The sequence below is a fragment of the Bacillus cereus group sp. MG1 genome (assembly GCF_040460035.1).
Lineage (GTDB): Bacteria > Bacillota > Bacilli > Bacillales > Bacillaceae_G > Bacillus_A > Bacillus_A cereus.
The window spans coordinates 2,942,863-2,955,814 of record NZ_JARVGY010000001.1; the positions used below are offsets into that span (position 1 = coordinate 2,942,863).

Genomic DNA, 12,952 nt, shown 5'->3' on the forward strand with positions numbered 1-12,952 from the left:
ATAAAGCTTTCTTAGTCTTATAATACAATTATGGTCAATAAAGGTCAAACGAAACCACTTTAAATCAAAAAAATATGTAGTTGTACCATGAAATATTCGCTATGTTTTCGAAATTCCCTGCTTATGTATCTTCAACATCATAACCGAATTACATAAATTTAAACGTTATGAAAACTGGAGAAAAAAGAAAAGAACGCCTTTTAACTGAAGCGTTCTTTCGATAATTAGTCTTTTAAAAGATAGGTTACTTTATTTAAAATCTTTTCGATTTGTTTCGCGTTTTTACTATACATTTCACTTGCTGATTTCGACTTTGTTTCTAAGGAAAATAGTTCAAGATCAGCATGACATTTTTTTAAAGATGCTAATAATAAAGGTTTGTTTTGAGGAGAAGGCATTTGGAGTTTGTCATTGTAAATGTCGATAGTAAGTTGTCCGTATGAATCCACTTGACCGAGGAAGACATTTTCAATAACAACACCGAGTTTTTCTAATTCTGAATGTAGCCAAGCGCGGTTATGTCCGCTTGCTGAAAGAGGTTCATCTAGTACATTTCCATCCATAATAACAGTTTGTGGTTCTTTCTCGTTTGGTACTTTTAAACCGATGTCTTTTGCTGTAAGTGGCTGGGAATCTTTCTTTAATAATACATTTAATTCTCCGCTCGGTTCTAAGACAGCAAATTCGACTTCAGCTACGCTGAACGCACTTTTTCCACGGAGAAGTTCCAGTAATTCGTCACTCGTATATTTTTCTTTCTTTAAGTTATCTTCGAGTATCTTTCCGTCTTTTATTAATACGGTAGATTTCCCTTCAAAGAAGTCCCGAGCTGTTTTGTTCTTTAAAGAGAGGATTCCTGTTAAAAAAGGTACCACAGCGAAAATGAGTATCGCAAAGACGCCGTGAAAAAATTTTGAATCGAGCCCTGTAGATACTTGGGCAGCGATGTCACCAATCGTCATTCCGGCTATGTATTCAAAAAAGGAAAGCTGAGAGATTTGTCTTTTCCCTAACCATTTCGTAATAGCGAATAAAATAATTAATATGAATACAGAGCGAAGAATGACAAGTGTCCATTCCGGCAGGTGAGACATAGTCGTTTCCTCCAGTCTACTTAAAACCCTTTATATTGAGGTTCTTCACGTTCTAATACTGAAATTCTATCCTTTAAATCAGCGATGACGCTGTCCATTTCTAACATACATTCATGAAATACGCGTTTTGATTCTTCGTCTTGTGAATTTAATGAAAGGGAGCTTAAACTTGCTTGAGCGCCCCTTACACTAGCAAGGCAAGTTTTTACGCTAGCGATAACAGTCATATAAACACCTCTTATCCTTTCGGTTTGAATAACAATGCTCCAATGAAGCCGAAAATAATAGCCGCTGATACACCGGCGCTCGTTACTTTAAACATGCCGGTAATAACGCCAACGATGCCATGTTTTGCAGCTTCTTCCATTGCGCCATGAACGAGGGCATTACCAAAGCTTGTAATAGGTACAGTTGCCCCGGCTCCAGCGAAATCAATTAATGGCTCATACAAATTAAATCCATCTAATATAGCTCCAGCAACAACGAGTGTTGCCATTGTATGAGCAGGTGTTAGTTTGCCGACATCAAACATAAGTTGGCCGATTACACATATGAGTCCGCCAATGACGAAAGCCCAGAAAAAAATCATTGCGTTGCACCTCCAAATTCAATCGAAACGGCGTGAGCGATACACGGAATCGTTTCTTCTTGTTGGAATGTAAGTGGAGATAGTAAAGCGCCTGTCGCAACGACAAGTATTTTTTTGAACTCTCCTCTTTTCATTCGGTTTAATAAATGACCGTACACGACTGTTGCAGAACATCCAGGTCCGCTAGCACCAGCTATGACAGGTTGTCCTTCTCTATAAATGATAATTCCGCAATCTTGAAATTGTTCGCTCGTTACTTTCGTTCCGTGTTTATGTAGTAAGTCATAAGCAATTTCGCGTCCTACATGTCCGAGATCGCCTGTTACGATTAAATCGTAGTAAGAGGCATCAATTTGACGTTCACGTAAATGGGCTTCAATTGTATCAACTGCAGCTGGAGCCATTGCGCCTCCCATATTAAACGGATCCGTTAATCCCATATCAACCACTCGGCCGATTGTTGCAGAGGTTACTCTTGGACCGTGTCCAGTATCGCTTAATATAGCGGCTCCTGCTCCGGTTACTGTCCACTGTGCAGTAGGCGGCTTTTGTCCACCGTATTCGGTAGGGTAGCGGAACTGTTTTTCTACAGCTGTATTATGGCTTGAAGCTCCAGTTAATAAATATTTTGCACCTTTTGCATTTACGATACTTGCCCCAAGTGCTAAACCTTCCATAGAAGTAGAACAAGCCCCGAATAATCCGAGATAAGGAGTGCCCAGTGTGCGGCAAGCAAAGCTTGTAGGGGTAATTTGATTAATTAAATCTCCTGCGAGTACGAACTGAATATCATCTTTACGAAGTTCTGCTTTTTCAGTAGCGCGACTACAAGCCTCTTCGAATAAAATTTTATGTGCTTTTTCATAGGAATCTTGTCCGAGCCATAAATCTTCATGAAGGATATCGAAGTCTTCTGGGATGTTCCCCTTTGCTTCAAATGGTCCACCGACAACCCCTGTTGAAATAATGACTGGTTTGTTTTCAAATACCCACGTTCGGTGTCCTTGTAACATTTATAGCCCTCCCCATTGAACGAGAATAGTTTTAATAAGTGCGATGACGAAAGCGGAAAATACACCAAATAAAATAACAGAACCAGCTAGTTTAAACATATTACCGCCGACACCGAGTACAAAACCTTCCGTTCGGTGTTCAATACACGCGGAGATAACAGAGTTACCAAATCCAGTGACAGGTACAGCTGTTCCAGCGCCTGCAAACTGACCGAGACGATCGTATACACCGAATCCGGTTAGCAACATTGAGATAAAAATGAGAGTTGCGACTGTTGGATTTCCTGCTGAGCGTTCGGTAAAATCGAAATACGTAATATAAAAAGTTGATATCAGTTGCCCGATTAGGCAGATAAAACCACCAACGAAAAAGGCCTTTAAACAATTTTTTAGAACAGGGCGTTTCGGTTCGCGTTCTTGCTCAAATTTTTTGTATTCCTGTTGTACAGGGGTTAAGTTTTTATCTTTACTTGACATTGCAATCCTTCCTTTTCTATTCGAAAGCGTTAAGTGTTAGATTCCATTTCTGATCCGATTAGCTTTAACTGTTTTTTGATCTCATCTTTAGATACTTCTTTTTTCTTAATTTTGTTTGCAAGCTTTTCGAGTAACATAAAGATTTTTTTATCTGTACTAACACGAACATCGAAAGTAGGATATTCATCACTTAGTTGCTTTTGAAGTTTCTTGCGCAAAGGTTTTAATCCAAACCTTTCATGATGCTCAGGTATAACCGCTATGTAGAGATCTAAATTTGAATTCACTGCTGCGCTTTTTATAATTTCATCCATAGCGAGGGCCTTTTTCTTAGCTCCTTGCGATATAGATTGATTAAAGGATTCTGTACTCATCTTTGTTAATTTTGGACCCTTTTCTTTTTCTGTTCGTTTTGTTTCTTCTTTCTTTACCTTTTTATCTAATGGGCTATGATCACAACCGGTAAAAGAACTAAATAGAAGTATAAATAACGCGGTTATAAGTCCAATCTTTCGCATAATCATCATTCCATTTCTATTGCAATATGTAATGTGATAGAAAAAGGATGACTGCATATCATCCTTTTTCTATTTCACAGCAAGACTGATTCGTTATTGCTGTGAGTATTGTGGTTCTTCTTGTTGGACTTCTTCAACACGTGGGTTTAAAGAATCGATAATCGTTTGTGTTTGCTGCGCAGCTGTTTGGAAAAGTTGCTTAGCTTGTTGGTTATCCGTATCAAGAGCGAATCCCTCTAAGCTAGCTTGTGCACTTTTTAATCCAGAAACAGTCTGCTTTAATTTTGTAATTACAGTCATTGAATGAAGCCCCCTTTGGAATATCAATTCAAAGATTATAATTTGTGAGTTGGGGAGAATTTATGATTGGAAAATTTAGGGGTGGAATGGATTTTATATGCTTTTAGCTAAGATGCATAAGGTATTACGGGGATATTTTTATTGATTTAGATGGATTTTATTGCTATTATTATGAGAAGAAAATGAAGTGTTTTCTATAATCATGCGCCCATAGCTCAGTCGGATAGAGCGGTGGTTTCCGGTACCACGTCTGCCGGGGGTTCGAATCCCTCTGGGCGCGCTTTTAGATTTTTAAATAATTACATGTTTTTTCTTAAAACCTTGATATAACTGGACTTATATAATTTTGTAGGAACTATCTATTTCAAATAAACTTATACGTTTAGAAATTTTTTTGCACGATTTTTGCACGTTTTATATAACTGATTGGAACAAATTCAACATAGTTTGATCAACGATTCTAGATTCTTTTTGTTCCATTTCATCTAAGACATGTGAATATGTTTGTAGTGTAATTACAATATCTTTGTGGCCAAGTCTTCTTGAAATGTATTTTATATTAACGCCATTGTATAAGAGTATAGATGCATGTGTATGGCGTAATGAATGACATGTTATTAGTTTAACATTGCACCTTGCGCAAATCTTTTTAAGAACTTTGTTTACAGCGTTATTTGTTATAACTTCCATTTGATTATTAATAAAGCACAAATTTTTAGTATTCCTTAAACCTGTTTTCAGAGCATGTTCTTTTTGGTGTTTTTGTAAATCTTTTAACATATTCACTGTTTCCTGATCAATTGTTATTGTACGTACAGATTGATAATTTTTAGTGTTACCAAAGTCATTCTTATCACGATAATCCCAAGTCTTATTGATTGTAATTGTTCTTTCTTCTAAGTCTATACAGTCCCATGTCATCCCCATTATTTCACCAAATCTTGCCCCAGTGGCTATGGCAAAAAGAATTATATATCTTGAAATGTATTGTGGTGTCAAATTTGCGCGTAATTCATCCACTATGTTTTTCATCTCTTCTTGATTGATAAACTTTAATTCTTCTGATTTTGTTTCATTTTCTCCATGTATGATAGCTTTGTAAGTAGGGTCTCTATGCAAAATTCCATCTTCAATTGCATATTTTATACATGCTTTAACGCAGTTATGTTTTTTCTTGACGGTCATTTTAGCACGTTTTTTAGATAATTCATTTAAAAAGTTTTGATATAAAACTCTATTTAAGTCTTTCATACGGACACCAATAAAATGTTCTTCGACTAATTTTACAGATTGTAAAAGGTTTTTCTCATGCGATAGACTATGTTTTCCTTTTTTATATACTTCAAACCATTCTCTCATATACTCGGAGAATAGTTTATCTTCTGCATTTAAATTATGTCCACGACTTATTTTTTTTTCTAATTCACTTGCTGCAATTGCTGCTTCCTTTTTGGTCGAGAATCCACCTTGGGTTTTTGTTTTGTATTTATCTCCATCTTTATAAGAAACGCGATACCTCCAACCAGTTGCTCTTTTTTCAAAGCTTGCCAAGTTTTTCTCCTCCATTCAAAATAAAATTCACTAAAATTTTTGAATGTTTATATGTGTATCAGTTAAGAAATGAACTAAGTAATTTTTATGATAAAAAGATACTCCTTTTGTCATCCGGATATATTCAAATGCATCTATAACACAAGCCGTTGTAACTTCAAGTTCTTCTGCTATATCCCAAGGTGTTTGGATGCCTTTTTCATAGCATAGTATTAAAGCATCAATTGTCACAATTCGGAGGCAGCCTATTTTTCGGGCTTGGAATTCTTGCTGACGTTCGGTAATAGTTTCCTGTTTAATTATATTACCTATGCCTTTCTCAAAGTGAGCTATTTCCTCACTAACTGTTACGTATTTTTCTGCAATGGTTTGATTAAGATTATTATTGATATATATTTCACTACCAACACAAAGTCCACTTAACCCATTAGGCATCTCATTATTAAAGTTGAAAGTTATTTCTGGATATTGTGCTATAAGTGTTTCCAACTTGTTCATATAAATGCTCCTATTTTCTTTTACTTTTAACAAAATTAATGAAGTCCATTACCTCTTGTAGTTCTTCTTTGCTTAGATTATCTTCCATGTGAGCTGCGATTACCATATGAGGATCATCTTCTGTTTCCTGATCCTTGTTTATAGTGATAATCCCTGATACATCATCATCAGTAATTCTTTCTCCTTTTTCCAGCTTTTCTGCTATCGTAAAGAAACTTTGGGGACTTACCTGTAATGCCTTTGCATAATTTTGTATATCTAACTCATCAAGTGTGCTATTTCTATTTTCATGACCAGATATGGTGCTTTGTTTATAACCAGTAACTTTTTCTAAATCTTTTTGAGTCATTCTTCTGTATTTACGTAAATATTTGATCGCTGGACCCAGAATATTTTTTTTCAATTTCAAGTGACCTCCATCCATTGATACGATAAGGATAGTATACTCTAAAATAACGCGTGACACAATAAAAATATTGTACATCGTAATATTATTTTTGTGTATAGCTTGAAAAATATCGAGATATGCGATATTATTTGGTCATCGGATAATTCGGAGGTGACACAATGACTGTTAAAGAAGAAATTAGAAAGAAATATTTAAAACCTAAACGAATTTTAAAAAGAGAAAGAATGGCACGTGATATCACGATTGCAGAAATGGCAATTGCATTGGGGATCAATAGAGACGCATACTCTGCGAAGGAAAAAGGGAAATTTTCATTTTCGGATTATGAGATGCAAGTTATTAAAAAAAAGTTAGGATTACCAATTGAGTATCTTTTTTTTATAGATTAATATCGAGTATCTCAATATTATGAGGAGGGTTTTAAGTGGAAAAAGAAAAAACATGGTGGGAAATGAAGGATTTAAAAAAAGCTACTGGATATAGTTATGGTTGGTTAACACAAAATATTCTTTACAAACCTTGTTATAAAAAAATATTGGATATTAATAACGGTGGTTTTGTTTATTACCCAGAGTCTAGAGGGAAAAAGTGGTTGTTTATAGCTGATAGAATGCAAGAGTTTCTTGAAAAGCATTTTAATCAGATTGTGAGTAGATAAAAGCAAGTTAACTTACATATATCCATTAAGTCAATAAATCTTAAGGAGAGTGAAAAACATGAACGGAGTACTATTAGCAACACGAATTATGAAAGGGCATGAAATTGTTAAAAAATGCGCAGAAGTAAAACGTAAGTTATACGAAATGAACCGTAAGGTTTCAGATCGAAGGGAGGTGAGTTAATTGAAAAATGGTAAAAAGCCAACAAAAAAAGAAAAGATTCATATTAAATCATACAATTTGAATCCTGATAATTGGTTGATTTTTAAAAAAGTAAGTAATGAATTGCATTTGGTGCATCGTAATACGAATAAAACTAAAGTTATTCCGAATTTGTAGAGGAGGAAAGTAACATGAATCATTTAACAGTAGCAAACGAACAAGCATTAGTATTTGAAAACAACGGAAAAGTAGTAACAGATAGTCTAATGATTGCTGAAATGTTTGTAAAGACACATGACAATGTGTTGAAAGATATTAGAAAACAAATTGAATATGCGGGACCTGAATTTTCACTCGTAAATTTTCACGAGTCAAATTATGAAAATGAGCGTGGGCGAAAATATCTTAAGTATAACTTAACAGAAGAAGCTTTCACGCTGGTTGCAATGAGTTACAACACAAAAGAAGCCGTTCAAATGAAAATTAAGTTTATTGAAGAGTTTAAACGAATGAAACAACACATACAAAATCAGCAACAACTTCCTAAAGATCCGATGAGTATTTTGAAACTCACATTTGATGTTTTAGAAGATCAAAAACAAGAAATTCAAGATATTAAATCAGATGTGAAGGATTTACGAGAAAACGCCCCTTTATATGCTATCGAATGTGATGAAGTATCAAAGGTTGTAAGAAAGTTAGGTGTTCTTCTATTAGGTGGTAAAGAATCTAATGCTTATCGGGATGTTAGCCTTAGAAAAAAAGTGTATAGCGATATTTATAGTCAATTACATAGAGAGTTTGGGATTAGTAGTTATAAAGCTATTAAACGTCATCATTTAGATAGAGCGATTCAAATCATTAATGAAGAATATTCACTTCCAATCATTTTAGAAGAAGAAATTACAGCTACAAATGCACAAATAAATATGGCGGAAGTTCAGTAGGAGGAGCAATCATGCAACAACAAATTTTAGTAATTGTTACGAGTTTATCCAGTACACCAAATGTTTTTGGATACAAAACAAAGGATGCCGCAAAAGAAGGGGTTCAAAAGTTGATTAAAAAAGGAACGAGTCCTAATTCAATTATTGTAGCTCAAGAACTACCTATGAACATCGATATTCAAGTGGATGTTGAATTTTAAGAAGGAAGGCTTAGGTGAGAAAAATAATGGAAGTCATGATTGATTTAAATACATTTGCCGATGGAGCACTTGCTGAAAGATTTCATCAAGAGTTTGAGCGTGTAATGGAAAATATGGCGGATTTAAATACTGATCCTAAAAAAGCAAGAAAGATTGTTTTAACACTTTCGTTTGCTGGTGATAAAAAGCGTGATGTATGGAATTGTCAGGTTCAAGCCACTTCGAAACTAGCACCAACAGAAGCGGTAGAGTCTAAGATTTTATTAGATATGGACCAAAACGGAAATTTAGTTGGTCAAGAGTTAGCTTCCGGGATCCAGGGACAGTTTTATATGGATCTACAGGGTGATGTGAAAACAGATGTTGGACAGCCTGTAGAAGAAGTAGAAGAGAAAGAACAAAATCAAGCTGCTGAGAAGCAAACAGTAGTAATCGATTATTTGAAAACTAAATCTAATTAAGAAAAGGGGAAATAAAAATGACTATGACAAGAGAAGCAATTGAAAAGGTATTAGAGATTGGAACAATTGAAACACATAAAATCGGGGAACAGACATATTCCACGCAACGATTACATCTTGTGCAAGAGCCAACACCTGCGGAAGTTGTAGTACGTAGTTTATCTGGTTTAGTAAGTTATGTGAAATCAGAATTTGATACTGCAGAGCCTTTAATGATTCATATTGAAAATCCAACAACGGTAAGTTGCTTTACTGCAGTTAATGGAGATAAGGCTAGAAGTACATATATCCAAGCGAAAGCATCTATTCCACGTTTTAACTTTGATAGTTTTTATGACAGAGAAGAACTTAATATCGCATTACAGTCAGGATTTGTAGAAAATGATCATCGTGGCATTATTTTAAAGGTGATAGGAAATGTTGTAGATGAAATGGTAAAAGGAATTGAAGATGATGGTGTATCGCAAGCTGTAACTGTAAAAACAGGAACTGCTACAAGAGGGCAGGCGAAAGTTCCTAACCCAGTTGAGTTAATGCCATATAGAACATTTGTAGAAGTAGAACAACCAGAAAGTAGGTTTGTATTCAGAATGCGTGAAGGTGCTCGTTGTGGTTTGTTTGAAGCCGATGGTGGAGCTTGGAAGCTAGAAGCGATGAATAACATTAAAGAGTACTTAAATGAAGCATTGTCACAAGAAATAGAGTCTAAAAAGGTGTTTGTTTTAGCCTAATGGATATTACAACAGTAGAAAGTACAACGAATGTCTGTATCTTTGGATTAGGGATAGTGATATTTGCGTATGGAGTTTATAAAGGTGGTACTTTCATTGAACGAAAGTTTGATGAAAGTGATCGCTTAGAAAGGGAGGCTTTAAATGATGGGAATAGAAAGCCGAGTTCTTCCGGAACATCTAGAAAAGGCTTTGGAATTAGAAGAGGAGCGTAGAGAGTGTATACAAAATCTGCATCTGTTATATAAACAAATGAACCAGGCAAATAAGGAAAGGAATAAAACTTTGTATCTTGAATTACATAACGCTTATCAGAAGCAAAGTATAAGAGATTTAGAGATATCAAAACAGTTATCAGCTATGTATTTTAAGAAACAAAAAAGTGATCGTGAAGCAGAAAGAACAGAGGTTTTTCGTGTAGCAGATCGTCTTGAAAAGGTTGGTGGCAGAAAAGAAATAGTTGAAAGAATTCGCAAGAATGCATAAGAGAAGAACCCGCTGCAACGGGTCCTAAAGAAAAAATAATAATACGTATTATAACAATTAATTGATGTTTTGGAAATAGGAGAGGTAGGAAATATGGGTATTTTTCGAGTGAAAAAGGATACGAATTATTCGGTTATACACAATACACCTTTGCGCGATGAAAATTTAAGTTGGAGGGCAAAGGGGTTATTGGCTTACATGCTTTCTTTACCGGATGATTGGACATTTCATGCTACTGAATTAAGTCAACATGCCAAGGATAGCGAGAAAACAACAACAAGTACCCTAAAAGAATTGAAAAAGGCAGGGTATTTGAAGAGATATCCAATCCAAAATTCAGAAACAGGGAAAATTTCACATTGGGAAACCATTGTTTATGAGTTACCAACCATAGATACCAAAAACCATAGGGTGGATAAACCACCTAGTGGTGAAACCACTGGGTGGAAAAGCCACCCTATGGATGAACCACATGATGGTGAAACCACCGAGTGGACGAACCACCCTATGGAAAAATGCCGACTACTAAATACTAATTCTTTACTAAGTACTAATAATATACAAAATACTAATAATTATCATGATGATAAGAAAGAATCGAAATCACATGTATTAGTCGATGAAGAATTTAAGGTCGGTTATAACTTTTTAAAAGGTGAAGGAATTCCATTAAGTGAAATTGCCATTACGGAATTAGGAGAGTTTTGTGATTCGTTTGGTAGCGAATTAATTAAACATGCTGCTCACAAAGCTATTGATGAAAATAAGCCAAAATGGAATTACATTAAGGCCATTTTGAAAAGCTGGGAAAAGCAAAAAGTAAAAACATTAGATGATGTTGCTGCATTAGACAGACGCTTTGAAATGAGTAAGAATAAGCGATTGAATGGCTCGGGACCAGGTCGTTCAAATAGAAAAGAAATTGTTCCAGATTGGTTACGTGAAGATGTTGAGCCAACTAAAAAAGAAATCGAAAAGCAAAACTCGCAATCTATTGATGAAGAGCGTGAGAGATTACAAGAAGTGCTAAACAAATATAAATCATAGGAGCGATTTACATGTTAAATCCATTTGAAGATGTAATTGGAGAAGAGTGTTATAAATGCGAAAATCCTTTTCCTGAGTCTGATATGAGTAAAATATATATTTCTAGTTTGGAAAGGACTTTATGTAAGCAGTGTAGAGAGCAGCTTGAACAGCAAGTAAAAGTGTTAGATTTTCGTGTCATTTATGACGTGCTAAAGGAATTAATAAAAGGATTCGGCCGCGAGAAAGTCCGTCAATTTGATTTAGTAACTGCAAAAAGATACGTGATTGATAATGATGTAGTTCTAACGATTGAAAAACGTGGTGGCAAGTTTAATCAAGAACCTTTAGGAGAATTTGTTTCCTTATCTACCGAAGAGTTAATTGTAGTCATCGAATTTTTAATAAGAAAAATGAATCCTAATCTATGGATGAATGCTGTGATAGGGAACGTGTTAGAGCAACAAATGATTATTACACTTTCACCGATAGAAGGTGAGTTAAATGACTGAACAAATCACAATAGATCATGATTTTATTTATGAGCCACTTATAGATACATACATGGTGGATATTGTTACAGAATCAGGATTCAAATTAGAATTTTGTGAAGCTGAAACGAAGGAAGAAGCGGCATTAAAAATCCGTGGGAAATATCGTAAAAACTATAGTTTTAAGATTCGTAGTATTGAAGTTTCGAATAGATCGTTAGAAGAAATTCAAGAACTTAATTAACAATTGAATAGGAGAAGATACTCATGCGGAATCCATATGATTATTATATAACTCCAGAAGAATACGAAATAGCAGAAAAAAATGGTGTTTGCGCAAGTACGTTAAGGTCTAGAATTTATGATCTTTGTTGGAGTAAAGAACGAGCGATCGATACACCACCTATTAAAAATCACCTTTGGCGTGAAGTAAAAGATGTAGCACTTAGTAACGGTATTGCGATGAAAACATTTGAAAAGCGAATAAAACTTGGTTGGGATTTTGAACGAGCGATAACTCAGAGACCAATGAATTCAAAAGAAATAGAAAAAATGCGAGAGCAAAAGAAAAAACGTGTTTTTACAAATGAACAAATTAGAAGAGCAAGATTAAATGGGATTAGTTATTCAAGGTTATGGGAAAGGGTAAAAAAATGTAAATGGGATTTTGAACGAGCGATTAATACGCCAATTTTATCTCGATCACAAGTAGCGATAATGGCAAAAGAAGCATCACCATGGTCTAAAGGAGAAGATAGTCATGCGGAATCCATATGAATATTATATAACTCCAGAAGAATATGAAATGGCAGCAGAGAATGGAATTAGTCGTAGCACATTGAACAGGAGGGTTAGGGATTTAGGTTGGGAGAAAGAAATTGCAATAATAACCCCTGTTCCGATGCGGGATAAGTATGGTTGGAATAAGGTGAAGGAAATAGCCTTACAAAACGGGATAGCTCGTCACGCATACTGTGACAGAATAAAAAGAGGATGGACAAGAATTGATGCAATAAGTCAACCGCCTTTAAACAGAAGCGAATGTATGAAACGAGCAAGCAAAGTAAATTCTTGTTTTGAAAATAAAGCATTGAGTGATGAACAAATGGAGATAGCTGCATTAAATGGGATTAGTTACACGGTTGCTCGCGATAGAATTAGACGTTTGGGATGGTCAATGGAAGAAGCTATAACAATTCCAATAATGACACGGTCAGAATGTGGGAAGAAGGGTAAGGACGCTTCGTTCTGGTCGAAGATGGTTATTCCATCAAGAGAAGAACGAATGAAGCGCAGAAGGTTAACTTATATAGCAAATTAGTTTGAATTCATAAATCTTT

General features: G+C 35.2%; 24 protein-coding genes and 1 tRNA gene. 15 read left to right on the forward strand and 10 right to left on the reverse strand.

Annotated features, from left to right (window positions below; translation table 11 throughout):
* Window positions 1–224: 224 nt before the first annotated feature.
* From QCI79_RS15190 to QCI79_RS15220, 7 genes are all read right to left on the reverse strand, one after another.
* The gene (locus QCI79_RS15190; RefSeq protein ID WP_000018924.1) at window positions 225–1,094 is read right to left on the reverse strand and encodes a DUF421 domain-containing protein; all 870 of its coding nucleotides are present in this window, start codon (window positions 1,092–1,094) and stop codon (window positions 225–227) included.
* Window positions 1,095–1,114: 20 nt separating this feature from the next.
* Window positions 1,115–1,321 carry a DUF1657 domain-containing protein gene (locus tag QCI79_RS15195; protein WP_000215909.1) on the reverse strand — a complete coding sequence of 69 codons (207 nt, stop codon included), beginning with the start codon at window positions 1,319–1,321 and terminating at the stop codon, window positions 1,115–1,117.
* An 11-nt stretch (window positions 1,322–1,332) separates the two neighbouring features.
* Window positions 1,333–1,683: a stage V sporulation protein AE gene (spoVAE, locus tag QCI79_RS15200; protein WP_000575919.1), complete on the reverse strand. Its 351-nt coding sequence runs from the start codon at window positions 1,681–1,683 to the stop codon at window positions 1,333–1,335.
* Entirely contained in the window at window positions 1,680–2,696 is a 1,017-nt protein-coding gene (gene spoVAD / locus QCI79_RS15205; RefSeq protein WP_000938972.1) for a stage V sporulation protein AD, read from the reverse strand. The genes spoVAE and spoVAD overlap by 4 nt, the downstream gene beginning before the upstream one ends.
* Window positions 2,697–3,173, reverse strand: coding sequence for a stage V sporulation protein AC (spoVAC, locus tag QCI79_RS15210; RefSeq protein ID WP_000095408.1), 477 nt, complete (start codon window positions 3,171–3,173; stop codon window positions 2,697–2,699).
* A gap of 29 nt (window positions 3,174–3,202) precedes the next feature.
* Window positions 3,203–3,691 (reverse strand): YhcN/YlaJ family sporulation lipoprotein, encoded by a 489-nt coding sequence (locus QCI79_RS15215; protein WP_001226064.1) that lies wholly within the window; start codon window positions 3,689–3,691, stop codon window positions 3,203–3,205.
* A 93-nt stretch (window positions 3,692–3,784) separates the two neighbouring features.
* A complete protein-coding gene (locus tag QCI79_RS15220; RefSeq protein WP_000216166.1) occupies window positions 3,785–3,991 on the reverse strand; it encodes a DUF1657 domain-containing protein in 207 nt (68 codons plus the stop codon).
* Between the two features lie 204 nt (window positions 3,992–4,195).
* Between QCI79_RS15220 and QCI79_RS15225 the strand changes: the two genes are divergently transcribed.
* A tRNA-Arg gene (locus QCI79_RS15225) sits at window positions 4,196–4,271 on the forward strand.
* 134 nt (window positions 4,272–4,405) lie between these two features.
* On the opposite strand, the gene QCI79_RS15230 is transcribed toward QCI79_RS15225, so the two are convergent.
* The 3 genes from QCI79_RS15230 to QCI79_RS15240 are packed head-to-tail and all read right to left on the reverse strand — an operon-like array spanning window position 4,406 to window position 6,443.
* A complete protein-coding gene (locus QCI79_RS15230) occupies window positions 4,406–5,542 on the reverse strand; it encodes a site-specific integrase (protein ID WP_021727786.1) in 1,137 nt (378 codons plus the stop codon).
* Window positions 5,543–5,572: 30 nt separating this feature from the next.
* Window positions 5,573–6,040, reverse strand: coding sequence for a hypothetical protein (locus QCI79_RS15235; RefSeq protein ID WP_001037137.1), 468 nt, complete (start codon window positions 6,038–6,040; stop codon window positions 5,573–5,575).
* Window positions 6,041–6,050: 10 nt separating this feature from the next.
* Window positions 6,051–6,443 (reverse strand): helix-turn-helix domain-containing protein, encoded by a 393-nt coding sequence (locus QCI79_RS15240; protein ID WP_002133807.1) that lies wholly within the window; start codon window positions 6,441–6,443, stop codon window positions 6,051–6,053.
* Between the two features lie 164 nt (window positions 6,444–6,607).
* Here QCI79_RS15240 and QCI79_RS15245 point away from each other — a divergent pair, with 164 nt between their 5' ends.
* The 14 genes from QCI79_RS15245 (at window position 6,608) to QCI79_RS15310 (ending at window position 12,933) form a co-directional block, all read left to right on the forward strand.
* Window positions 6,608–6,838 carry a helix-turn-helix transcriptional regulator gene (locus QCI79_RS15245; protein WP_000216290.1) on the forward strand — a complete coding sequence of 77 codons (231 nt, stop codon included), beginning with the start codon at window positions 6,608–6,610 and terminating at the stop codon, window positions 6,836–6,838.
* A gap of 35 nt (window positions 6,839–6,873) precedes the next feature.
* Window positions 6,874–7,107 (forward strand): DUF771 domain-containing protein, encoded by a 234-nt coding sequence (locus QCI79_RS15250; protein WP_000410023.1) that lies wholly within the window; start codon window positions 6,874–6,876, stop codon window positions 7,105–7,107.
* A 58-nt stretch (window positions 7,108–7,165) separates the two neighbouring features.
* Window positions 7,166–7,291 carry a hypothetical protein gene (locus QCI79_RS15255; protein ID WP_023901365.1) on the forward strand — a complete coding sequence of 42 codons (126 nt, stop codon included), beginning with the start codon at window positions 7,166–7,168 and terminating at the stop codon, window positions 7,289–7,291.
* On the forward strand, window positions 7,292–7,447 hold the full coding sequence (locus QCI79_RS15260; protein ID WP_000788384.1) for a DUF6906 family protein: 156 nt from the start codon (window positions 7,292–7,294) through the stop codon (window positions 7,445–7,447).
* A 14-nt stretch (window positions 7,448–7,461) separates the two neighbouring features.
* Window positions 7,462–8,217, forward strand: a complete 756-nt coding sequence (locus tag QCI79_RS15265) for a Rha family transcriptional regulator (RefSeq protein ID WP_048549487.1) — start codon at window positions 7,462–7,464, stop codon at window positions 8,215–8,217.
* 11 nt (window positions 8,218–8,228) lie between these two features.
* A complete protein-coding gene (locus QCI79_RS15270) occupies window positions 8,229–8,417 on the forward strand; it encodes a hypothetical protein (protein ID WP_001187283.1) in 189 nt (62 codons plus the stop codon).
* A gap of 26 nt (window positions 8,418–8,443) precedes the next feature.
* Window positions 8,444–8,878, forward strand: coding sequence for a hypothetical protein (locus tag QCI79_RS15275; protein ID WP_000453491.1), 435 nt, complete (start codon window positions 8,444–8,446; stop codon window positions 8,876–8,878).
* A 17-nt stretch (window positions 8,879–8,895) separates the two neighbouring features.
* A complete protein-coding gene (locus QCI79_RS15280; protein WP_000178949.1) occupies window positions 8,896–9,609 on the forward strand; it encodes a hypothetical protein in 714 nt (237 codons plus the stop codon).
* Window positions 9,610–9,753: 144 nt separating this feature from the next.
* On the forward strand, window positions 9,754–10,095 hold the full coding sequence (locus QCI79_RS15285) for a hypothetical protein (protein WP_353842243.1): 342 nt from the start codon (window positions 9,754–9,756) through the stop codon (window positions 10,093–10,095).
* 93 nt (window positions 10,096–10,188) lie between these two features.
* Complete coding sequence (locus QCI79_RS15290) at window positions 10,189–11,142, forward strand: DnaD domain protein (protein WP_021728135.1); 954 nt, start codon at window positions 10,189–10,191, stop codon at window positions 11,140–11,142.
* Window positions 11,143–11,153: 11 nt separating this feature from the next.
* Entirely contained in the window at window positions 11,154–11,633 is a 480-nt protein-coding gene (locus QCI79_RS15295; protein ID WP_048549428.1) for a hypothetical protein, read from the forward strand.
* The gene (locus QCI79_RS15300; protein ID WP_000139236.1) at window positions 11,626–11,856 is read left to right on the forward strand and encodes a hypothetical protein; all 231 of its coding nucleotides are present in this window, start codon (window positions 11,626–11,628) and stop codon (window positions 11,854–11,856) included. The genes QCI79_RS15295 and QCI79_RS15300 overlap by 8 nt, the downstream gene beginning before the upstream one ends.
* Before the next feature lie 23 nt (window positions 11,857–11,879).
* The gene (locus QCI79_RS15305) at window positions 11,880–12,389 is read left to right on the forward strand and encodes a hypothetical protein (RefSeq protein WP_023901362.1); all 510 of its coding nucleotides are present in this window, start codon (window positions 11,880–11,882) and stop codon (window positions 12,387–12,389) included.
* Window positions 12,373–12,933, forward strand: a complete 561-nt coding sequence (locus tag QCI79_RS15310) for a hypothetical protein (protein ID WP_021727941.1) — start codon at window positions 12,373–12,375, stop codon at window positions 12,931–12,933. The genes QCI79_RS15305 and QCI79_RS15310 overlap by 17 nt, the downstream gene beginning before the upstream one ends.
* The last annotated feature ends 19 nt before the right edge of the window (window positions 12,934–12,952 follow it).